This is a genomic window from Saccharospirillum impatiens DSM 12546, from assembly GCF_000423605.1.
In the GTDB taxonomy this organism is placed as follows: domain Bacteria; phylum Pseudomonadota; class Gammaproteobacteria; order Pseudomonadales; family Natronospirillaceae; genus Saccharospirillum; species Saccharospirillum impatiens.
On the sequence record NZ_AUIH01000002.1, the window covers coordinates 158,769 to 180,418 of the forward strand.

The 21,650-nt window shown below is 55.2% G+C and carries 19 protein-coding genes; 9 read left to right on the forward strand and 10 right to left on the reverse strand.

Going from position 1 to position 21,650, the window contains the following annotated elements; genetic code table 11:
• Positions 1-59 precede the first annotated feature (59 nt).
• Both G565_RS0102045 and coq7 read left to right on the forward strand, forming a co-directional pair.
• Positions 60-2,480, forward strand: a complete 2,421-nt coding sequence (locus G565_RS0102045; RefSeq protein WP_028669480.1) for a hybrid sensor histidine kinase/response regulator — start codon at positions 60-62, stop codon at positions 2,478-2,480.
• Positions 2,455-3,096 (forward strand): 2-polyprenyl-3-methyl-6-methoxy-1,4-benzoquinone monooxygenase, encoded by a 642-nt coding sequence (coq7, locus tag G565_RS0102050; RefSeq protein WP_028669481.1) that lies wholly within the window; start codon positions 2,455-2,457, stop codon positions 3,094-3,096. The genes G565_RS0102045 and coq7 overlap by 26 nt, the downstream gene beginning before the upstream one ends.
• On the opposite strand, the gene tfpB is transcribed toward coq7, so the two are convergent.
• The 4 genes from tfpB to G565_RS0102070 all read right to left on the reverse strand — a co-directional run bounded on the left by tfpB (position 3,093) and on the right by G565_RS0102070 (position 8,023).
• Positions 3,093-4,853, reverse strand: coding sequence for a type IV pilus assembly ATPase TfpB (gene tfpB, locus G565_RS0102055; RefSeq protein WP_028669482.1), 1,761 nt, complete (start codon positions 4,851-4,853; stop codon positions 3,093-3,095). The two genes, coq7 and tfpB, sit on opposite strands and share 4 nt — an antisense overlap.
• Positions 4,853-6,319 (reverse strand): CYTH domain-containing protein, encoded by a 1,467-nt coding sequence (locus G565_RS25700; RefSeq protein WP_051207159.1) that lies wholly within the window; start codon positions 6,317-6,319, stop codon positions 4,853-4,855. The genes tfpB and G565_RS25700 overlap by 1 nt, the downstream gene beginning before the upstream one ends.
• A 247-nt stretch (positions 6,320-6,566) precedes the next feature.
• Positions 6,567-7,385: an adenosylmethionine decarboxylase gene (gene speD / locus G565_RS0102065; RefSeq protein WP_028669483.1), complete on the reverse strand. Its 819-nt coding sequence runs from the start codon at positions 7,383-7,385 to the stop codon at positions 6,567-6,569.
• A gap of 215 nt (positions 7,386-7,600) precedes the next feature.
• Positions 7,601-8,023 (reverse strand): OsmC family protein, encoded by a 423-nt coding sequence (locus tag G565_RS0102070; protein WP_028669484.1) that lies wholly within the window; start codon positions 8,021-8,023, stop codon positions 7,601-7,603.
• A 448-nt stretch (positions 8,024-8,471) separates the two neighbouring features.
• Between G565_RS0102070 and crp the strand changes: the two genes are divergently transcribed.
• The 4 genes from crp (at position 8,472) to pyrF (ending at position 12,913) form a co-directional block, all read left to right on the forward strand.
• On the forward strand, positions 8,472-9,122 hold the full coding sequence (crp, locus tag G565_RS0102075; RefSeq protein ID WP_028669485.1) for a cAMP-activated global transcriptional regulator CRP: 651 nt from the start codon (positions 8,472-8,474) through the stop codon (positions 9,120-9,122).
• 204 nt (positions 9,123-9,326) lie between these two features.
• Positions 9,327-10,718, forward strand: coding sequence for an oxygen-independent coproporphyrinogen III oxidase (gene hemN / locus G565_RS0102080; RefSeq protein ID WP_037337217.1), 1,392 nt, complete (start codon positions 9,327-9,329; stop codon positions 10,716-10,718).
• Between the two features lie 73 nt (positions 10,719-10,791).
• On the forward strand, positions 10,792-12,063 hold the full coding sequence (gene argA / locus G565_RS0102085) for an amino-acid N-acetyltransferase (RefSeq protein ID WP_028669487.1): 1,272 nt from the start codon (positions 10,792-10,794) through the stop codon (positions 12,061-12,063).
• A 49-nt stretch (positions 12,064-12,112) separates the two neighbouring features.
• On the forward strand, positions 12,113-12,913 hold the full coding sequence (gene pyrF, locus G565_RS0102090) for an orotidine-5'-phosphate decarboxylase (RefSeq protein ID WP_211227119.1): 801 nt from the start codon (positions 12,113-12,115) through the stop codon (positions 12,911-12,913).
• Between the two features lie 14 nt (positions 12,914-12,927).
• Here pyrF and G565_RS22590 read toward each other — a convergent pair whose 3' ends face one another.
• Complete coding sequence (locus tag G565_RS22590; RefSeq protein WP_051207161.1) at positions 12,928-14,343, reverse strand: aminotransferase class V-fold PLP-dependent enzyme; 1,416 nt, start codon at positions 14,341-14,343, stop codon at positions 12,928-12,930.
• 128 nt (positions 14,344-14,471) lie between these two features.
• Here G565_RS22590 and G565_RS0102100 point away from each other — a divergent pair, with 128 nt between their 5' ends.
• Complete coding sequence (locus G565_RS0102100) at positions 14,472-14,924, forward strand: Lrp/AsnC family transcriptional regulator (protein WP_028669489.1); 453 nt, start codon at positions 14,472-14,474, stop codon at positions 14,922-14,924.
• A 23-nt stretch (positions 14,925-14,947) separates the two neighbouring features.
• Here G565_RS0102100 and G565_RS0102105 read toward each other — a convergent pair whose 3' ends face one another.
• Entirely contained in the window at positions 14,948-15,532 is a 585-nt protein-coding gene (locus tag G565_RS0102105) for a hypothetical protein (protein ID WP_211227111.1), read from the reverse strand.
• Between the two features lie 292 nt (positions 15,533-15,824).
• Here G565_RS0102105 and G565_RS0102110 point away from each other — a divergent pair, with 292 nt between their 5' ends.
• Positions 15,825-16,358 carry a hypothetical protein gene (locus tag G565_RS0102110; protein WP_028669491.1) on the forward strand — a complete coding sequence of 178 codons (534 nt, stop codon included), beginning with the start codon at positions 15,825-15,827 and terminating at the stop codon, positions 16,356-16,358.
• Positions 16,359-16,548: 190 nt separating this feature from the next.
• Here G565_RS0102110 and G565_RS0102115 read toward each other — a convergent pair whose 3' ends face one another.
• Genes G565_RS0102115 through G565_RS0102125 form a run of 3 tightly spaced genes read right to left on the reverse strand, consistent with a single transcriptional unit; the run spans position 16,549 to position 19,367 of the window.
• A complete protein-coding gene (locus G565_RS0102115) occupies positions 16,549-17,148 on the reverse strand; it encodes a MarC family protein (RefSeq protein ID WP_028669492.1) in 600 nt (199 codons plus the stop codon).
• On the reverse strand, positions 17,145-18,170 hold the full coding sequence (gene tdh, locus G565_RS0102120) for an L-threonine 3-dehydrogenase (RefSeq protein ID WP_028669493.1): 1,026 nt from the start codon (positions 18,168-18,170) through the stop codon (positions 17,145-17,147). Before tdh ends, G565_RS0102115 begins: the two co-directional genes overlap by 4 nt.
• Before the next feature lie 12 nt (positions 18,171-18,182).
• Complete coding sequence (locus G565_RS0102125) at positions 18,183-19,367, reverse strand: glycine C-acetyltransferase (RefSeq protein WP_028669494.1); 1,185 nt, start codon at positions 19,365-19,367, stop codon at positions 18,183-18,185.
• A 543-nt stretch (positions 19,368-19,910) separates the two neighbouring features.
• On the opposite strand from G565_RS0102125, the gene G565_RS0102130 reads away from it, so the two are divergent.
• Positions 19,911-20,096, forward strand: coding sequence for a hypothetical protein (locus tag G565_RS0102130; protein WP_028669495.1), 186 nt, complete (start codon positions 19,911-19,913; stop codon positions 20,094-20,096).
• Positions 20,097-20,139: 43 nt separating this feature from the next.
• Here the strand turns inward: G565_RS0102130 and G565_RS0102135 are convergent, their stop codons facing one another.
• On the reverse strand, positions 20,140-21,480 hold the full coding sequence (locus tag G565_RS0102135; RefSeq protein WP_211227112.1) for an MFS transporter: 1,341 nt from the start codon (positions 21,478-21,480) through the stop codon (positions 20,140-20,142).
• Positions 21,481-21,650 lie beyond the last annotated feature (170 nt).

The following is a 21,650-nucleotide window of genomic DNA, read 5'->3' on the forward strand; positions in this document are numbered from 1 at the left end:
TACACGGGCATCAGTAATTATCTGGCGCCCAGCGACGTTTGGTGCCGGAGTTCTGCCTTGTGAAAACTGTTCGACTGACCCAAAGCGCCAGCGCGGTTAACTGGTTGGTGCTGGCATTAACCCTGCTGGCCAGCCTGGCAGCCGCCGATGAGCCCATATTGCTCAATCAGAGTTCCCTCGACATCAACATTCTTGAGCGGTCGGACTATCTGTTCGACGCCGACAACCAATACTCTGTCTATCAGCTGCAGCAGGAAGGCCTGGCCAATCAATTCACGCCCTTACATCAGCCCTTGTTGCGCAGCGGCCTTTTCGACGGTGCCTATTGGATACGAGTGCCGGTCAACAACTCTGGCGGTCAAACCCGGAACTACGCTTTTTTTGTAGAAAGCCATGCGAACCATCTGATCGAAATATACTACCCGAGCACCAACCCGACGGCCTTTACCAGTTTTAACGACAGCGCGACCGCGCTGACATTCAGCAGTGTCCGCTCAGGCGCCAGCGTGCCGCTGAACAGCCGACCGGAACCGCTCGGAACCTATGTATTGCCCGTTCCGATTCAGCCAGGCAACCAGTACCTGTACATCAAACTGCAGTCAGGTGATCCGCTGAACACCCTGATTTCTGTGGTGGACGAACGCACCCTGACCCTCAGAATCGCCCGCAGCATCAGCACACACTCTGCGCTGTTCGCGGTGCAGGCTGTGCTGGCCCTTATTGCCCTGGTCGCCTGGTTCAAACTGAGGTCTGCAGCATTCATCTGGGCACTGTTGCTTAACCTGGGTTTCATCGCCATCAATGCTGGCTGGAGCGGCCTGGCGTCATTTCTGATTCCGAGCCAGGGATACCTGGATATCCACGCACGCAATGTGGGGGGAGTAACGGTATTAATGAGCATGCTCGGCCTATTGGCCGACGTCCGCAAAGACACCAACCCGAGCTGGCTGCGAGAAACCCTAACCTGGTTGCTGCGCTTGCTGGCGGTATTGGCGGTGGTTACCTTACTGCCCCTGTCACGCACCATCAGTCCCTTGCTACTGGCTCTGATTCCGCTACTGCTGCTGACCATCGTTGCACTCTGGTTCTACCGGCGGGATGCCAAAGCGGCTTATGAAGGCTGGTTACTGGCCGGTATTGGCAACCTGATTATTATTTTCATTGTCATCATGACCGCCAGCCTGGGGCTGATTCAGAGCATTGCCCTGAACGCCTTTGCACTGCACAGCCTGGCGATCACCGCCGCCCTGTTTTTTGGCTGGGCCGCCTTCGGAGTCGCTCGAAGAAGTGACTCCCGGCTCGCCGTCGACGGGCTCAACCTGCCTAACCTGCATTGGCCTTTGTTGCGCAAGCTGAACCATGAAATGCGCGGGCCGATCAACGGTGTCCTGGGCATGACCGAACTGATGCAAGACACCAGCCTGTCGGCGCACCAGCAGGAGTACGTCAACACCGTACAGGCGGCTGGTTTCTCATTGCTGCGACAGGCGGATCAGTTGCAAAACCTGGTACGTATTGGTCTGAATCGCTTGCCAGAGGGCGAGGATGAATTCGATCTGTACGACTTGCTCGAAGACGCCATCCAGCCCTACTCACGCCTCGCCCATGCCAAGCAGCTGGAACTGGTTATGGATGTCACCCCGGAGCTGCCAACTCGCTACCGGGGCAATGCTCAAATCATCGCGCAGGTGCTGAGTAACCTGCTCGACAATGCCCTGAACTATACCGACAACGGAGAAGTTCTGATTCAGGTTAAACCCTGGCATCACAACCGCATTCGCTTCAGTGTGACCGATACCGGGCCGGGCTTGCCAAAAGACCTGAAAAACAGCCTGTTCGACTTTCCTGTCGTGCGAGCTGAAGACCAGTTGGCGCCTCGAGACATGCATCTCGGCCTGCCTATCACCCGTATTTTGGTCGGCTTGCTCGGTGGCCAGATTACCTTTAGCAGCGAGCTGCGCATGGGCACAACGTTTTGGATCGACCTGCCATTGGTAGAGATCACTGCAACCACTGAAGTCGACGACTACTCGATTCAGGATCTGGACCAGATGCGCCTGATGGTGGTCGACGACAACCTCACCTGCCGCAAAGTGATTGAGCACTTGGGCATGAGTTGGGGCATGGATGTATTCAGCATGAGCAACGGCCAGTCGGCACTGGCCAACTTGCACAACGAATACCACAAAGGCACGCCCGTGGATGTTCTCGTACTCGACCAGAACATGCCCAGTATGACCGGCATTGAGCTGGCTGAGCGGATTCGCGCGGACAGCAGTCTGAACAAAGACATCATCATCATCATGCTGACCGGAGTTGATGTCGGTCATGTCGACCTGGATGAGAGCCGGCTTAACATACAGTATCTGCTGACCAAGCCGGTATCCGGTCGGGCATTGAAACAAACCCTGATGCAAGCCATGCCTGATATTCAGGCCAACCGGGAACGCACCCATGCCAAGAAGTCTCTCTTTTTCTGATCGTCTGGTAACCCATCTGGACAACGCCCTCAAAACGCTGACACCCGGGGCTGTACAGGCGCGCGAGCCAAACCCTGCCCGGCACCGGGAAGCTCCGGCACTGGAACCGGATCAATCGCGGCACATTGCGGGTTTGATGAGAATCAATCATACCGGTGAAGTCTGTGCACAGGGGCTGTACCAGGGACAGGCACTGACCGCCAAACTGGCCAGGGTGCGAACCAGCATGGAAGAAGCCGCGGATGAAGAACTCGATCACCTGGCCTGGTGCGAGCAACGACTGGGCGAGTTGAACAGCCGCACTAGCTACTTGAACCCCGTGTTTTACGGTTTATCCTATGCCATGGGTGCCGCGGCTGGCATCGCTGGCGACGCCTGGTCACTCGGGTTTGTGGCAGCGACGGAAGACCAGGTCAGTGCGCATCTGCGCGACCATCTGCACCAGATTGACCAGCAAGACCCACGCTCAACCGTCATTCTCGAACGCATGCTGGAAGACGAAGAACGCCATGCCGAACACGCCCTTGCCGCTGGCGGACGGGATTTTCCACCTCAGGTGAAGCAGATCATGACTGGAATTTCGAAGGTAATGACCAGGACGGTCTATCGCATTTAGCGCACTTCCGGGGTCACCCGGAACACTTCTTCGGGTGTGGTCAGGCCCGCCGCTACTTTGCGAGCACCGGATAAACGCAAGCTCAGCATACCCTGCTTTATCGCGTGCTTGCGAAACCGCTGCGGATCGCAATCATCCGTCACCAATCCCGCCAGCTCACCGCTCATCAGGAAGCTTTCATACAAGCCCGACCGACCCAGATAACCGGTATTACGACATTCCAGACACCCCACCGGCTGATAAAACGACGCCGGCTTAGGCGCCGACCAGGGTTTGACCAGTTGTTGCCAAACCTCATCACTGGCCTCGGTCGTGGTTTTGCAGTGCGGACACAGGGTACGCACCAGTCGTTGCGCCATGGCACCCAGGACGGTGGCCTTGATCAGGTAGCTTGGGACACCCAGATCAAGCAGGCGGGTAATGGCCGTGGGTGCATCGTTGGTATGCACCGTCGACAGAACCAGGTGACCCGTCAGCGCAGCTTGCACGGCCATTTGAGCGGTTTCCAGATCGCGAATCTCACCGATCATTATGATGTCGGGATCCTGCCGCATCAGGGCGCGGATGCCATCGGCAAAACTCAGATCAATGTTCTGTTGAATCTGCATTTGATTAAAAGCTGGCTCCACCATCTCAATCGGGTCTTCAATGGTGCAGACATTCACTTCCGGCGTTGCCAGGGTCCGCAAGGTCGAATACAAGGTCGTCGTTTTACCCGAACCGGTTGGGCCGGTCACCAGAATGATGCCATTCGGGTTACGAATCATCTGTTTCCAGTTATTGAGGTCTTCATCCTGCAAGCCCAGTGCTGCAAAACTTTTCTGCAGTACTTCCGGATCAAAAATCCGCATCACCAGTTTTTCGCCAAAAGCGGTTGGCAAAGTCGACAATCGCAGCTCGACCTCCTGACCTTCGGGCGTTTTGGTTTTAACCCGCCCATCTTGCGGTTTGCGCTTTTCGGCAACGTTCATCCGGCCAAGAATTTTAATACGGCTGACCACGGCCTGGCCTACCTGAATCGGCATTTGATAGACCGCATGCAAAATACCGTCGATCCGGAATCGGATATGGGCATAGTCACGGCGGGGTTCTACATGAATGTCGCTGGCGCGCTGATCAAACGCATACTGAAACAACCAATCGACAATATTGACGATGTGTTCATCGTTCGCCTCGACATTCTGCAGATTGCCGAGCTCCACCAGTTGTTCAAAATTACCAATTCCCGCAGCCGTCTTGCGACCAACCGCCCCGGTCACGGAGCGGTTCAGAGCGTAGAACTCCAGTGAAAACCGATCTATATCCTCCGGACTGGACACAACCTTACGAATGCTGCGCCGGGATACCTGTTCAATGGCGTCTTCCCAGCCGGTCAGCAAGGGTTCACTGGTGGCGATTTCCACCACTTCATCTTCAATAACCAGAGGCAGCAAATTGTAACGACGCGCGAACTCATACGACATCACATCGGTGATGCGGGTCACATCGACTTTCAGAGGATCAATATTTCGGTAGGGTAATCCAACGTGCCCGGCAAGCCACTGGGTCAGCGCATTGAGGCTGAGTTTTTTGGCCGGGTTGGCCAAATCGGTTAATTCCAGCATTGCCAGTCGCTGCAGCGGGTGCTCCTTGCCCGGGCGCACCTTGCGACGGGCCCGGTCGGTTTGCTCGGCACTGAGACGGCCATCGTCCTGCAGTGCCCGCAATACGCTGTCTATATCTAACCGACCCGGCAACAAGGTGGCTGCAGCCAAGATTACACCTCCAGTACAGCATCCCGGGAATCAAACAAACGTCCGGCCAATTGCTTGATGTCGCGCAACAGTACAGGCTGACTGCGAGTCCAGCTGTAAACCGACGCTTGCTGTTCCAGAGGCAGGTCATTCAGCCATTCGTGCAATCGACTGACGACATCCATCGCCGATAATTTCGACAGATTGTCTTCAAGTGCCTGCAGTTCGGCCTGGTAATGATCCAAATCTTCACTGTAGAGGGTGTTAAAATACTGGCACAGCATCAGCAGCCGGTGCACGGCGGGGTATTGAGCCAGTGCATGACTGGTGCTGCCAGCAAACTGCTCCGGGTTAAACGCCTGCCAGGCCGTAGACAGCGAACGATCCAGTCCATCACTGACGGCGACTTCAGAGGCACGCTTGTGATCTTCGGACTGGTCTTCCCGCCAACTGCGCAAATGCAACCATTGCGTCATCGACATCAGGGTATGACCAAAATCTGCGTTGTTGGCCAGATCTTCAATGCCAACCAGGGCGCGAATGGCTTTCGCTTGTTGCAGGCTGACGGCTATGTTCTCCGGCTCACTGCGGGCATCCTGACTGAGCGCGAAACACGCTGGCCACCAGGACACCAAAGGACGGATAGCGCCCTCCAGCCAGCCCACCCAGGCCTTAACCTGAAGGCGGTGCCGCGTCGGCAGGATGTCACTGAACCATTCAAACTCGGTCTGCATGTTGCCCAAAGTCACCAGCATCGCCTGAACCTGAGACCATTGCTGTGTCATCCAGAACAGGTCCCATTGGCGCTGCAAACGTTCAAGCTCATAGCCAAAGAGCGCGCAAAAGGCACTCTCCATGCTTTGCTGGGCAACGATCGCTGGCAATGGCAGGTTGACCGGAGCGGCGTGATTCAACAGACGATAACCGCGCTCGGCCTTGGAAATATCAGAAGGAACCAGAGGAATACTGCGGGTCAGTTCATGGGCCAAAGACAACAGGGCCGCCAATCCGCCGGATTTCAACTCGAGCTCTACCTCACTGATCGGCTGACGGTCAGAGCCTGCGGCTACTTCACCTTCGTCCAGCACGACTTCGATATCAGCATCCTGGTGCTGCACCAGCCAGCGATGCCGGTTAAACCGGGTGGTGAACAGTGGTGTTAACTGGCTGCCAATTCCGGCCGGTAACACCCCGTCTGGCAACTGTGACAGATCAAGTTCGCCATCCGGCCGGTCCATTTCCCACTCATCACGCTGGTGAAGCCCACCTATATTCGAGCCTCGCGTTTTCAGCGTCTGCACGCAATGATCTCCCTGAAACCGCAAACGCAATGCTACACCGCTCTGCGTCAACTGATGTTCCGGCGAGTCGTAATACTGATTTTCGAGTGCAGAGGATTGAGATGACAGTGAGGTCAACACCGGATGTGACCTGAAAGCTTCGACCGCTGAAGGACGAATACTGAGCTTCAATTCGATTTCCTGACCCATGTGACTACCCGTTTCGCTGATGCTTATAGTTATAATTCAGCCAGCTTTTATAATCATCACCCGATTTGGATGGCAATAATACGGCCCGACTGGAAACCATCATCCCGGAAGATGATGTATTCTTTATGTCAGTTTACCTTGCCGGGCCGGGGTGTACAGTCAGGAATAGGCGATATTCATCACACTTTACGGTCTATTCGAACCGATTGCTTAAATTTACCGCAAAGTTGTTCAATGTTTGAACAATTTAGCCCGAATGGCTAGGGCCCGGGCCATTACTCATGTTGCGTGAATAGAAAATTTCCTGCATTTCTCGCCAGAGTCGCTCGGTAATACTGGTCAGTTCAACGTCTGAATAAGCATCAACACCACTGCCGAACAGGTAATTTTCAATATTGAACTCTTTCAGCAGCATCTTGGTGTGAAAGATGTTTTCCTGGTAAATATTCACATCGATCATTTCGTAGGCTTGTTTGGTGTCTTCCGCCAGATAGTTCTGAATAGAATTGATCTGATGATCAATATAGTGCTTGCGCCCGTCGACATCCCGGGTAAAGCCACGCACCCGGTAGTCTGTTGTCACTATGTCACTGTCAAAGGAGTGAATCAGGAAGTTCAGCGCTTTCAGCGGTGAGATAACCCCACAGGTACTGACATCGATGTCAGCCCGAAAGGTCGAAATGCCATTATCAGGGTGACTTTCCGGGTACGTATGCACCGTTATGTGGCTTTTATCGAGGTGCCCCACGACCGAATTGGGCATCGGACCCGGCGTCGCCGTGGAAAAATCCTCATTACCATCAACCGGGTACTCTGAAATCAGAATGGTGACACTGGCACCGTGAGGCTCGTAATCCTGACGGGCTACGTTCAGGATATTGGCACCGATGATATCGGTCACCTGAGTCAGAATCTCGGTCAACCGATCGGCATTGTACATTTCGTCAATATAGGCGATGTACTCGTTTTGTTGCTGCTCGGTTTTCGCATAGTTAATGTCGTAAATGTTAAAACTGAGCGATTTGGTCAGGTTGTTGAACCCGTGTAAACGCAACTCGTCGTTCATCTGAGTAGGTCCCCTTGTTGGCGATCTCTAGAAGTTCGATGAGCCTGTCATCGAACTCCGCGGGGCACAGCGCAGCCTGGCTGCGCTTGAGCGGGGGCGTATTATGCGGATCACCCCCGGATGAGCCCAGCTTTTTTTTATCGAATGTCGACAGCAGGTATATACTGCCTATGGTCAACTAATCAGAGCCAGGGAGGCTCAGTCATCCGTCAGTATCAGTCGGCTTCAACCAATTCAAAATCATGGGTGATCTCAACCCCCCCTTTTTCCAGCATCAGGGAGGCGGAGCAGTACTTCTCGGCAGACAGCGCAATGGCTCGTTCCACCTGGGTCGGTTTGAGCTGACGCCCGGTGACAATGAAGTGAATGTGTATTTTGGTGAACACCGCAGGCACGCTGTCAGCCCGTTCGGCGCTCAACCGGGCTTCACAATTAACAATGTCCTGGCGGCTTTTTTGCAAAATATTAACCACATCGTATGAGGTGCAGCCACCCAGGCCATTCAGAATAAGCTCCATCGGGCTTGGGCCTTTGCTGCCAGGGCCATCTTTGGCCGCTCCGTCCATAAAGCCCGTATGACCTGATTCTGATTCGTAGGAAAAGGCTTTGCCACCTGCCCATGCAACCGTTGCTTTCACGCTTCTATCACTCCCCTGGCACCCGATTGTTCGGGACTGGTTCTTTTTCAATACAGCCGCAGCTGTGTGTCAGGCGCGAAGCCTAGCACAGTCTGATTTAAAGCCGAACCGGGGAGCGAAATGCGGCCTTCACGCCTGTTTTGCATTGATGACCCGGCAAAAACGGGACGTAAGTCATACAAATAGGCACAACCCATAGCCAGACTTGATTGTATATCCCATAATGCGCGAGCAGTGTTTGCACACTGCGCACAGACAATCTGTGCCCGAATTCACGATTCGGTCTATACTCGCAGACGGGTTACCCGTTAACCTGATACAGGTTGAGGGAGCCGGTCTTTTGTCGCGTTCGTCGCACAGCTGTTGGACCGAACAAACAACATGGAGCCCCGGGGCTGATCAGGCAGTGATACCCCGGCCGTAGACGCTACACTGGAAAGCAGAGATCATGGTTAATCAGTCACTCGAACACACGCATCTCGACTACTTTCTGTCGCAATGCCACCGCCGTCGCTACCCTTCGAAAACCACCCTGATATACGCCGGAGACAAAAGCGACTCCCTGTATTACATCATCAAAGGCACCGTGTCAGTCATTATCGAAGATGATGACGGCCGCGAAATGATCATGGCGTATCTCAATGCCGGTGATTTTTTCGGTGAACTGGGCCTGTTCGACGCCATGGATTCACGATCAGCCTGGGTTAAAACCAAGACCGAGTGCGAAGTGGCAGAAATTTCCTACACCAAATTCCGGGAAATCACTCAAAACGACGCCCGTATTCTGTACTTTATTGGCGAACAGATGGCCACCCGCTTACGCGCCACGACCCGTAAAGTAGGCGACCTGGCATTCCTCGACGTCACCGGCCGGGTAGCGAGAACCCTGCTCGATCTGTGCAAGCAGCCAGACGCCATGACTCACCCCGAAGGCATGCAGATCAAGATTACCCGTCAGGAAATCGGACGCATTGTCGGCTGCTCACGCGAAATGGTGGGTCGGGTGCTGAAAAATCTGGAAGAGCAAGGTCTGGTCAGCGTTAAAGGCAAGACGATGGTTGTTTACGGCTCACGCGAGTTTTTTCAGCAACCGGCTTAGCGCCTGCCCAATGCACGGAGCCTCTGTGGCATCCTGTTGAAATCCTCTGAATGTTGACAGGGGTACCCGGACAGGGCAGTTCAGCAGAACCGATGACTGCCATAAGCTCAGCTTTCCGCGTCTGTTTTGACACAGATCAGCCTTCACTCTAGCCGATGACTTAAGCTTGCACGCTGACCACTTCCAGTATAGCGAGCTCATGCCATGTCGGCTTTCAACGCCCAGTCCATTCAGTGGGATGCAGACCTGATCGAGAAGTACAACGTTCAGGGACCACGCTACACCTCCTACCCGACCGCAGCGCAGTTTCACGACATCAGCGCGGCCGTGGCCAGCGAGCACTATCACCGGCAGGCAGCCTCAGAGGCACCCTTGTCGCTATACGTGCACATCCCTTTTTGCCGCCACCTTTGTTACTACTGTGGGTGCAACAAAGTGGCTGCTAAAAGTCGTAGCCGGGGCGATGAATACCTTGCCTGGCTGGAGCGAGAAATGGCGTTGATGTCACACAACTTCGGTCAACGCCCGATCACCCAATTGCATCTTGGCGGCGGCACGCCAACTTTTCTGACCGTTGACCAAATGCGGCAACTGCTGGACCGGTTATCGATCTATTTCGACTGGAACCCAGCCCACTTCCCGGGTGAATACTCTATCGAGCTGGATCCCCGGGAAACCTCAGCCGACATGCTGGAACTGCTGCATCAGCGCGGCTTTAACCGACTCAGCTTCGGCATTCAGGATTTCAACCACCAGACCCAGGTCGCCATCCACCGGATCCAACCGAAGTCGGTGGTCGAACCTCTGGTACAGCAAGCTAGACACCTGGCATTTGAGTCAATCAGCTTCGACCTTATCTATGGCCTGCCTTACCAGACGGTGAATCGCTTCGACGCAACACTCGATGAGGTACTTGAGCTGGCGCCGGACCGCATCAGCCTTTACAACTACGCGCACTTGCCAGATCGTTTCGTCGCGCAGCGGCGAATCAGCAGCGACAGCTTGCCAGCGGCCGACGAGAAATTGCGCATCCTGCAGCACTGCATCATCACCTTGCAGAAAGCCGGTTATGTCTACATCGGTATGGACCATTTCGCCAAACGCGATGACCGGCTGGTCAGCGCATTGGCCGATGGCAGTCTGCAACGCAACTTTCAGGGTTATTCGACTCAGGCCGAAACCGACATGCTGGCGCTCGGTGTCTCGGGGATCAGCCAGGTACAGGGTGCTTTCATCCAAAACCACAGTCAGCTCGATCCCTTTTATGCGGCACTCAAGCAAGGAACTCTACCGGTCCAACGCGGCTATTTTTTAACCCGGGATGATCAGATGCGACGTGACATCATCAATCAACTGGCTTGTCAGGGACAGATTGATCTGGGAGCAGTCGCCAAACGCTTTGGTCTGGATGCAAATCAGGATTTTAAGCGTGAATGGCAGCAATTGCTTGAACTGGAGCAGGACGGGTTGGTTCGGTTGAAGCAACACCACATAACCGTCACGGCCCTGGGCAGGTTGCTATTGCGTCCCATCCTAATGGTCTTCGATGCCTATCTGAGCACAGACAACCGGCAACGCTATTCAAGGGTGATGTGAAAACCGACGGTATCTGGCGGTAGAGCCCGACAGGCCTTATCCGGTATCATGGCGGCAACTAAGGAGAGCCGCCTTGACCGACTTTGTTCGTATTTTTCGCAACAGTGCACCCTACATTCATGCCTACCGGGGTAAAACGGCGGTTGTCTGGGTGCGCGGCACAGTACTCAGCCCTTCGTCAGTGCATGCTCTGGTCAGTGACCTGGCTCTGCTCAACAGTCTGGGCATGAAACTGCTGCTGTTATTTGATGCCGAAGACGAAGTGGGTGAATTGCGCCTGGACGAACACGCCCAGATCGACAGCGACGCCATGGACGCCATACTCAATCGAATCGGGCATTGGCGCAGCCGGCTGGAAGCTCAGTTTACCCAGGGCCTGGCTAATTCGCCCATGCACGGCGCACGGGTCAGAGTCATCAGCGGAAACTTTGTCACTGCCCGCCCCACCGGGGTTGTCGACGGTGTCGATTTGCTGGCCCAGGGCCGGGTCCGGCGCATCGACCACCTGGCCATTCGTGAGCATCTCGACAAAGGCAATATTGTGCTGATGCCGCCACTGGGGTATTCGGTAACGGGCGAGGTATTTTATCTGGCGCCGGATCATCTCATGGTCGAAACCGCGCGCCGGATGGACGCCGATAAGATCGTCATCGTGGGTGATAACCCTCATCCGGTTACGGGCAACCAGAAAGAAATGGATGCTTTCGAATTACGCCAGTGCCTCGACGGGAAGACCGGACTCGCCGCCGGAGAGCGGGAATTGCTGACGGCGCTGGCGGCCAGCGAAGCGGGTATTCCCCGCTGCCACGTGATCGACGGCCATCAGGATGGCGCCCTGCTGGCTGAACTGTTCACCCGCGACGGCGTTGGCACGCTCATCGCCCGCGACCGTTACGATACCTTTCGCCCGGCCCGGCCCGATGACATCAATGGCATTCTTGCCTTGCTGCAACCACTGGAAGAACGCGGCATTCTGGTGCGCCGGGATCGAGAAAAACTCGAGAATGAGATCTCTCATTTCCACGTCAATGAGCGCGACGGCATGATTGTCGGCTGTGCTGCTCTCTATCTGATTCCCGACACTCACCCTCAGGTTGCTGAGTTAGCCTGCGTGGCTGTGCACCAGGATTACCGTCAGTCCGGGCGCGGCGATGCTCTGCTGCGAGCCCTGGAAAAACGCGCCCGCGAACACAGTGTGGAACGGTTGTTTGTACTGACTACTCAAACCGCTCACTGGTTTGCCGAACGCGGCTTCGAGTCCACACCGGTGGCCGATTTACCGCCGGAACGGCAAAGCCTGTACAACTTTCAGCGCAATTCGAAAGTTTATTTCAAATCACTTTGAGCCCTCATCAGTCCAGGGCCTTCACAAGGAGAAGACCACAGTGACCTTCATGAACGCCATTGCCCGGCGCTGGGATCAGGGCACACAGGTTTGCATCGGGCTTGACCCTTTCGTTGAAAAAATGCCTGCCCCGTTCCAACAGCAAGCGGAAGGTATTTTGGCGTTCAACAAGGCCATCATCGACGCGACAGCCGACCTGGCCTGCTGTTACAAGCCGCAGTTTGCGCACTTTGCCGCTGTACAGGCCGAGACGCAACTAACCGCCAGCATCGCCTATATTAAAACCAGGTATCCGGACGTTCCGGTCATACTGGACTCCAAACGGGGCGACATTGGCTCCACAGCCGCTATGTACGCGCGCGAGGCCTTTGAACACTATGGTGCTGATGCCGTCACGGTAAACCCCTACATGGGTTCCGATACCGTGCTACCTTTTGCCGAGCATGCCGATAAAGGCGTTATCCTGCTGTGCCGCACCTCCAACCCCTCTGCAGCTGAATTCCAGAACCTGCTGATCGACGGCGAACCGCTGTACATTCACGTTGCGCGACGAGCCCAGCAGCATTGGAATACCCATGGAAATATTGCCCTCGTAGTGGGCGCCACAGCCCCCGAGGAGATGGCTCGCATCCGAGCGGCAGCACCTGACTTGCCATTTCTGGTGCCCGGCATTGGTGCTCAGGGCGGTGATCTACAGGGAACGGTACGCAACGGACAAACCTCACCGGGACGCGGCCTGATGATCAATGCCTCGCGCAGTATTCTGTATGCCAGCCAGGGCACTGATTTTGCAGATGCCGCGCGGGCTGAAGCCCTCAGTCTGCGCGACCAGATTAGAGCGCTGGCTTAAACGTCTGAACGGGCTCAACCGATCCAGTTACCCCAAAGCAAGTCAGTCTCAACCGGCTCGGATGAGCCCGATGAAGTCGCGCCGCTCGCCAGAGCGGCCAGTGCAGCCAGAATCCGGTCGAGGTCCTCTGTCGTCATCATCGGGTGAAAGCTCAGTCGAACCCAGCCAGGCTTGGCGGCCAGTTCACCCCGGTCGAGCTGGCCGGTAATAGCCTGACTCGTCTCACGATCAATGCCCAGTAAGTAGTGCCCGTATGTGCCCGCGCAGGCACAGCCTCCCCTCGCTTCTATTCCATACTCATGGCTTAACCGCTGAACCGCTTGCTGGTAGTGCAGACCCTCGATGACCACTGAAAACACGCTGAGCCGGTCAGCCTGATCCCGTGCCAGGCACTGGATGCCGGCTATGCGATCCAGGCCCTGTAAAAAATACTCATTCAATACAGACTCGCGCTGGCGAATCGCTTGCACGCCAATCTCGTCTTTCAACTGCGCTGCCATTGCGGCCTTCAGACTCTGCAAAATACCCGGTGTACCACCGGATTCCCGCGTCGCAATGTCCTGAATAAAACGGTGCTCTCCCCAGGGGTTCGTCCAGACCACCGTGCCGCCACCCGGCTGTTCCGGTACCCGGTTCTGATACAAACTGGCATTGAACACCAGTACTCCGCTGGCTCCGGGCCCGCCCAAAAACTTGTGCGGTGAAAAAAACACCGCATCCAATGGCTCATCGTCCACCGGGTGCATGTCGATGTCGACGTAAGGCGCTGCACAGGCAAAATCGACAAAACAGTGACCTCCCGCCTGATGCACCAGTCGGGCGATGGCCCGATAGGGTGCCGACACACCGGTTACGTTGCTGGCGGCCGTCACGGAGGCCATTACCGGCTGTCCGTCAGGCAACTGGCGCAATGATTCGGCCAGCCAGTTCAAATCGACTTCACCACGGGGCGTTGGCGGAATGATCACGACCTCAGCCAGGGTTTCCAGCCACAGAGTGTGATTACTGTGATGTTCCATGTGTGTCACATAGACGCGCGGTCGATGCGTCAGGGTCGCCAACACCGATTCACGGTGGGATTCATGAACCCAGAGCCCCAGCATTCTGACCAGTTTCGCCAGCGCGCCGGTCATGCCGGTACCGGCAAACAGCACCACATCGTCACTGGAGGCATTAACATGGTGACGCATAATCTGGTGCGCTTCATCCAGCGCCCGGGTCATGAACTGCCCGGTCAGGCTGTCTTCGGTATGGGTGTTAGCCATCATTGGCCCGGCAATATCAAGCAAACGTCGTTCGATCGGCCGATAAAGTCGCCCACTGGCCGTCCAGTCTGCATAAAGGCGATTGCCCGCTATCGCCAGGGTGTTGGCTCGCAGGCGCATCCAGTCGGGTGAGGGTGTTTGGGGTCGGGCAATGGCTTCGGTCATCGGATTGTCCACTGATTCATCAGGCTATCAGTGTGACGTTTAAGCACACGCAATGGATTTCATTTTTTTCGATAAATAGGCTATTTTAGGGCAAATATTTTCAACATTGAATAAAGTGGAGGAATAAATTGCCCGACAACATCGATAAAGCCATCTTAAACCTGTTGCAGAACGATGCAACGCTGTCGGTGCAGGCCATTGCCGAGAAGGTCAATCTGACCACCAGCCCCTGCTGGCGGCGCATTCAGGCATTGGAGGAACAGGGTTACATTCGCCGGCGGGTGGCTTTGCTCAACCGGCAACCGCTGGCACTGGGCGTCGATGTGTTCGTCTTTATCCGCACCCGTGAACACAACGACACCTGGCTGACGGATTTCACCGAAGCGGTACAAGCCATGCCGGAAGTGATGGAAGCCTACCGAATGAGCGGAGATGTCGACTATCTGCTCAGGGTGGTGGTCGCAGACATCGCCGCCTACGACCGCTTCTACAAGCGACTGGTCAGCCGGGTCAAACTGGCCGATGTGAGCAGCAGTTTCGCCATGGAGCAACTGAAATACACGACGGCATTACCCCTGTAGCATGAGCCATGCGCAGAGGCCGGTCATTGAGTGTGGCCCCGGGTTAAGGCCAAAAAACCGCCGAGGGAGATCAGTAGAACAGAGGCACCAACCAAAATAGCCACGGGATAGAACAGATTACCGGCCAAATCGAGCTGACTGTATTTGATAATCATGATCAGCGATTCAAGCACCAGGGCGATGCACACTGTGCCCAAGAAACGGGTTATGGTTCGCCGTATGTTGGTGAAGACGTTCTCTTCCTGATCAGACTCGGTGTACTCTTTACTGATGCCAGCGCCAAGTTCAAACATGGCAAGACCGATAATCAAAGAATTGACGACGCTTACTGTGATCGACATAAAGCCGCGCTCGCCGGCAATGACATCCGTGAAGAACTGAAACACCCCGCTGATCACCAGCAGTGCAGACAGGCTATAAAACAGCAGGGTAAACACCCGGACCATCAGTTGCTTGCCCAGATGACTCAATGCCGTAAAGCCAAGGGGGTGCAGTGACTGAGACACGCCAGGGGCTATCGAAGGTGCCTGCTCCAGCGTGTCAGATGGCTTATTCAGTGCCTGAAATTCGTCAGGTGTTAAACTCAGGTCAATTGTCTGGCTTGTCATAGAGAAAAACCCCTTGTTGGCTGGTAAAGCGTGCGAACGATGCTAAAGCAAGCCAGGGTACAAACAAGCAGGGGCAGGTAAAGCCTGATGTGGAACAGGTAAACGTCGGTAAAATAATGATTATCGGTGTGAGTTGCGTCACAGCATCAGGAATGAAGGCCTAACACGACCATGCGAACAAGAGTTCAGTTGGGGTTCATGAAACAGGCGGATACTGAAGCCGCTATACTGAATCAGACGTCTTATTTTGCCATCAGCCACGAACAACCCCTTTATTCCCGGAGCCATATAGATGCAGCACCAAACCGGATACCGGCAAGCACTCCTGATTGCCTTTCTAGTGGCAGCGGCCAGTTCTGCGCTGGCCAGGGATGACTTTGTCTGGATATCGTACGGCGGCCAGCAAGGCTATTTCGAGTCGCCCTATGTGGGCGTCGGTTTTATGGCCGATACCTGGGGAGCTGAACTGGGCCTGGTACTGCGATCTGACTATAACGGCACCGTCAACCATTACGACCCACCACACAACGACACCACCCGGGTACAAAACAACGCCGTGGTCGGTTTCCCGTTGCACCTGTCCATCCTGAAAGGCTATGCCCCCAATGACCGCATTGCCTTCTACACCTCACTGGGCTTTCTCGCCTCAACTCGCTGCGACATAGAACAGTCCAATGTCACCAACTATGCCTATTGCGCCAACGAACGGGCTGAGTTTGAGCTCGTGCCTGGCGTCAGCGCTCTGTTCAGCCTGGGTGAGTTCACGCTGGGCATGGGTTACCAGTATGGTATTGGTCCTCTCATTTCTTTGGGAACGGACTTTTAACTGAAACCCAGATTCAGGAGTTAGGTGCGAATAATTAGCGGCGGGTGCCGGGTATGCCCCTGTGGGGTAGTCCGCAGCAGGGATGCTGCGGCCTAGGCTCCATGGATGGATTTACGCCGACCCCACAGGGGCATACCCGGTGGCCGCCGCGGGCCCATGCCACTTAGTCGGCCCGAAATCGGAACTTACATTAAAACAAGCCATTGGCGCCATTGGCGACGAACTGAATCGCCAGCGCCGCCAGAATCACACCAAGCAAACGCTGAATGATTTCATCACCGGTTTTGCCAATCACCTTACGGATCTGGCTGGCCAGCAAGCCTGCAGCCAGGGTCACCAGCAATACCGAAATCACCGCTGCGATCACCCACCCCTGATTGGCCGGAGAATCCGCATCGGCCATTAATAGCACCGTAATCGTCAGTGTACCCGGCCCGGCCATGAGCGGGATGGCCAGCGGATAGACCGCGATATCACCCACGCTGCGATCGGTTGGTTTGTCGGGCAGCGGAGCCGACGTAATCATTCTGAAGGCGGTATTGAACAACAGAATACCCCCGGCCACCCGCAACGCATCCATACTGATGCCGAGCGTGGTCAACAGCCCTTCACCCACCAAGGCGAACATCAGAATTACCGCTGCGGCAATGCCGGTTGCTTTCAGAATGACTCGAAGACGCTGGCGAAACGTTCGACCCAACGTCAGTGAATAAAAAATCAGCGCAGCGCCAATCGGGTCGATCACCACGAAATAACTGGTAAAGGCATTCAGAAACAGCGTCGTGTTCATACCCAGTCCAGGATCACCTTGCCGGATTGACCACTGCGCATAATATCAAAGCCTTCCTGAAAATCGGCGACCGGCAAGGTGTGGGTAATCATCGGTTTCAAGTCCAGACCCGATTGAATCAGACCGGCCATCTTGTACCAGGTCTCGAACATTTCCCGGCCGTATATGCCTTTCAACTCAAGCCCCTTGAAAATCACCTGGCTCCAGTCAATCGCCATCTCTTCACCGGGAATACCCAACAGAGCGACCTTGCCACCGTGATTCATCGACGCCAGCATGGACCGAAAAGCACTGGGTACCCCAGACATTTCCAGCCCCACATCAAAACCTTCGGTCATACCCAGGCTTTTCATGACGTCACTGAGATTCTCACTGGCCACATTGACCGTGCGGGTAGCACCCATGCGCTCTGCCAGTTCCAATCGAAAATCATTGACGTCTGTGATGACAATATTCCGGGCGCCGACATGACGTGCGACCGCTGCGGCCATCATACCAATAGGGCCGGCACCGGTTATCAGCACGTCTTCCGCCACCAGATTAAAGCTCAGGGCGGTATGAACCGCGTTGCCAAACGGATCAAAAATGGCAGCCAGCTCGTCGCTGACATCATCGGGCAACTTAAAGGCATTGAAGGCAGGAATCACCAGATACTCGGCGAATGCTCCGGCCCGGTTAACACCAACGCCTACCGTGTTGCGGCACAAATGGCGCCGACCGGCGCGGCAGTTGCGGCAATACCCGCACGTAATGTGACCTTCGCCACTGACCCGGTCGCCCAAGGCAAAGCCGGTGACTTCCTCGCCCATGGCCACGACTTCTCCAACGTACTCATGGCCAGTTACCAGGCCAAGCGGCACGGTGTTCTGCGACCACTGATCCCAGTTATAGATATGCACATCGGTTCCGCAGATCGCCGTTTTACGAATGCGAATCAGCAAATCGTTATGACCGACCTCGGGTTCATCAACCTCAGTCATCCAGATCCCGGCCTCGGGATACAATTTGGCAAGGGCTTTCATAGAGAGGACTCCTTAAATAAGCGCCAGTTCGCGACCGACATCGGTGAAGGCAGCAATGGCTTCATCCAGCTGCGCCCGGGTAAGCCCGGCACTCATCTGAGTGCGAATACGCGCCTCGCCTTTCGGCACAACAGGGTAACTGAAACCGGTCACATAAACACCGCGCTGCAACAGCTTGTCTGCCATGGTGCTGGCGACGGATGCATCGCCAACCATCACAGGAATAATGGGATGATCCGCACCGGCGAGTGAAAAGCCTGCAGCTTCCATTTGCTCCCGGAAATACTGGGTGTTGTCCCACAATTGCCGGCGCAGGTCACTGCCCTGTTCGATCAAGTCCAGTACTTTCAGGCTCGCCGCCGCGATGCTGGGCGACAAAGAATTGGAAAAAAGATAAGGGCGTGAGCGTTGGCGTAACCAGTCGACAATGGGTTTGGCCGCTGCCGTATAACCACCACTGGCGCCGCCCAGGGCTTTGCCTAGGGTTCCAGTCAGTATGTCGACGCGATCCATCACCCCATGGAACTCCGGAGTACCGCGCCCGTGTTCGCCCATAAAACCTACCGCATGGCTGTCGTCGACCATCACCAGGGCATCATAGCGCTCTGCCAGATCACAGATACCTTTCAGGTGGGCGACCACACCGTCCATCGAAAACACACCGTCCGTTACGATCAGACGGTAACGTGCCGACTCGCTCTGTTGCAGACAATGCTCGAGTTCCGACAAATTGTTATTGCTGTAGCGAAACCGTCGTGCCTTACACAAGCGGACGCCATCGATTATAGACGCATGGTTGAGCGCATCGGAAATAATGGCGTCCTGATCGTTCAACAGGGTTTCAAACAAGCCAGTATTGGCATCGAAGCAACTGGAATACAGAATCGTGTCTTCCATCCCAAGAAAATCACTCAGGCGCTGTTCAAGTGCCTTGTGCACGCTTTGCGTTCCACAAATAAACCGGACAGAGGCAACTCCGAAGCCGAAATCATCCAGCCCCTGCTTAGCTGCCGCGATCAGTTCAGGGCTATTGGCCAGCCCGAGATAGTTGTTGGCACAGAGGTTCAGCACTTCGCCATTGCCGGTTGTCACCCGCGCGCCCTGAGGGGATTCAATTATGCGCTCGGTTTTATAGAGCCCTTGCGCTTTCAGGTCGGCCAGGGCATCCGGTAACTGTTGAATGAGTGATCGGGACATAACAAAACTCCGGTAAAAGTGGATTGGACGCTCCGGCTCAATGGCACACTGAGGCATCCACAGCAAGAAATGCAGCAAGGGTCTCAGACCCGCCGGTGAAAGGCGACCCGTCGCCCACCAATAGAACACACTGTTCCGATACAGCTTGTAAGCCTGCTGCTACAGCGCAAAAGGCCCAAAATCCGGCGGGTTCTGTATAAAAACCATAAAAATCTAATCTACCACTGTTCTATTTCGGCTATTGATTTGAATTCCATCACAAAAATCGCTTCAATAGCACCCGCTCCGTGTCGTACTTCCATCGCCTTGTCAAAACAATCTGACAAAACGAATACAGCGTAGGATCAATACGGTAAGAAACCCTGTAGATCAGTGACAAATCAGCGCATGCAGTAGCAATTGTCATGCGGGTCAACTAGCATTACGTGTGTGAGTGACGTAACGATGGCGTGTCATCTTACCTCTTTCAATCCGTCATGAAACTCACACACAGGAATCTTTGACTGGCTGGCATTGCGGTCATCGTGGGACAACGAGGGAACTATGGATCAGAAGCTGGAAGAGCTTGAACAGGCCATTGTTGAGGCCGAGGAAGCAAAACGCCAGTTCGTTAGAGAAAACCCTAATGGGACTGGCAACAAAGACGATCGAATGCGCTTGTACAATGATGTTGAACGCGCACGCAAATCGTTGCGTGATTACAAACGCATGAACCCCCATTTGCTGTAACCTGCTCTTATTGCCCCGTCGGGCACTGTGCCTGCCCACCGTGTTACTGCACAGTGGGCAGGCGGAAGCACATCACTGAAGCCACAACGGCCAAAGCGCTCAGCAACAGGATCACCGCCAGCGGAGACCAAATATCTCCCAGCAAACCAATCAGCCCGCCAAACAACATGATTACACCGACCACCGTATTGCTGACAGCGACATAGCTTGCTCTATTGGACGGCGTCGCCATATCCACCAGATAGGCTTTGCGACCCAGCCGAACACCCCCATGGCAGATCATGATCAGCCCGTATGCCAGACTCAAGCTGAGCATATGGCCAGCCCCCGCCAACCAGGCGTCACTGGCCCAGGCCAACAATCCCGCCAACGAAGCCCCGAACGCTGCAATCGCCATGACGGTCTGACTTGAGCGGTCACTGAATCGACCCCAGACGCCCGATGACAACGACGCGGCCAGACCGCTTATGATGATCAGTGCACCCAGGCCGAGCCCGCCACCCTGCGATTGCTGGATCATCACCACATAAAAAGGAGGCATCAGCGCGACACTGAGAAGCGCCGACCGCGACAACACAAAAAACCGAAAAGTCGAGTCCGACCGCAGCAGCCCCAGTTGTCGCCAGGCCACGGTCCAGCCATTACCGCCGCCCTCGGTCGCGCCCGGCGCTTCGTTGATCACTGAAAAAGCCAGCATCGACAACCACCAGAATAGGGTCGCAACCAGTAAGAGCCCCACCAGAATAGGGGTATTTTCATCCAACCCCGGGGTACCGACCAGCATCAGGCCTAGCCCTAACAGGGCAAAACCGGCCAGGGAAGCACTGTACCCCATCACGGTGCCACGGCGGTTTTTCGACACCGTTTTGCCCAGTACATCTTTCGCCGACACCGAGCACAGGCCACGAGCCAGGCTGTATAACGTCAGCCCAACCAATATGCCACCACCCGCGATAATGCCCTCACTGAACAGGGCAGCAGAGGCTATCGTAAGCAGACCCAGAGACGACATAGCGGCCCCCAGCAGCCAAACTGGCTTGCGGTAAGCTCGCTGACGAACATAAGCGGCCACGAGCAACTGGGGAATCAGAACACCCGCTTCACGTATCGGCACCAGAAAGCCGACCAGTACCAGAGGCACACCGAGTGCACTCATCAGCCAGGGCAAGATGAGTCGAGCACTGCTCAGTTCATCGGCGATCTTACTGAACGTATTGGCGACGAGATAGGCAAAAAAATTACGCGGTTGATGCTGGCAAGCCGATTCGGGGATGTCCTTGCACACCCGAGCGTCTTCTTCACCAACGACCTGCTCATACACCCGGCCCAGGACGCCATTCTCAGTGCGGCCTTTAGCCCGGCCGGAAGGGGTTGATAGCGCCATCGGGCGGGTACTCTCATTACAGCTATTACAGCAAGTTCAACAACCAGCACATGGTTACTGCTGGCATGAATTCCGCGACTCTATCTGTCCTGCGGCGTCCAGGCCATTTTTAACGGTATAAACACCGCCGCCAGAACATCGGCTGGTTCAAAAGGCAAGCATTGGCGTCG

Coding starts and splice junctions, on each gene's coding strand:
- hemN (WP_037337217.1), top strand. CDS start 9,327: ATGTCGGCTTTCAACGCCCAGTCCATTCAGTGGGATGCAGACCTGATC.
- G565_RS22590 (WP_051207161.1), bottom strand. CDS start 14,343: ATGACCGAAGCCATTGCCCGACCCCAAACACCCTCACCCGACTGGATG.
- G565_RS0102130 (WP_028669495.1), top strand. CDS start 19,911: ATGGATCAGAAGCTGGAAGAGCTTGAACAGGCCATTGTTGAGGCCGAG.
- crp (WP_028669485.1), top strand. CDS start 8,472: ATGGTTAATCAGTCACTCGAACACACGCATCTCGACTACTTTCTGTCG.
- tdh (WP_028669493.1), bottom strand. CDS start 18,170: ATGAAAGCCCTTGCCAAATTGTATCCCGAGGCCGGGATCTGGATGACT.
- G565_RS0102115 (WP_028669492.1), bottom strand. CDS start 17,148: ATGAACACGACGCTGTTTCTGAATGCCTTTACCAGTTATTTCGTGGTG.
- coq7 (WP_028669481.1), top strand. CDS start 2,455: ATGCCAAGAAGTCTCTCTTTTTCTGATCGTCTGGTAACCCATCTGGAC.
- G565_RS25700 (WP_051207159.1), bottom strand. CDS start 6,319: ATGGGTCAGGAAATCGAATTGAAGCTCAGTATTCGTCCTTCAGCGGTC.
- G565_RS0102110 (WP_028669491.1), top strand. CDS start 15,825: ATGCAGCACCAAACCGGATACCGGCAAGCACTCCTGATTGCCTTTCTA.
- G565_RS0102125 (WP_028669494.1), bottom strand. CDS start 19,367: ATGTCCCGATCACTCATTCAACAGTTACCGGATGCCCTGGCCGACCTG.
- G565_RS0102135 (WP_211227112.1), bottom strand. CDS start 21,480: ATGGCGCTATCAACCCCTTCCGGCCGGGCTAAAGGCCGCACTGAGAAT.
- G565_RS0102105 (WP_211227111.1), bottom strand. CDS start 15,532: ATGACAAGCCAGACAATTGACCTGAGTTTAACACCTGACGAATTTCAG.
- pyrF (WP_211227119.1), top strand. CDS start 12,113: ATGAACGCCATTGCCCGGCGCTGGGATCAGGGCACACAGGTTTGCATC.
- speD (WP_028669483.1), bottom strand. CDS start 7,385: ATGAACGACGAGTTGCGTTTACACGGGTTCAACAACCTGACCAAATCG.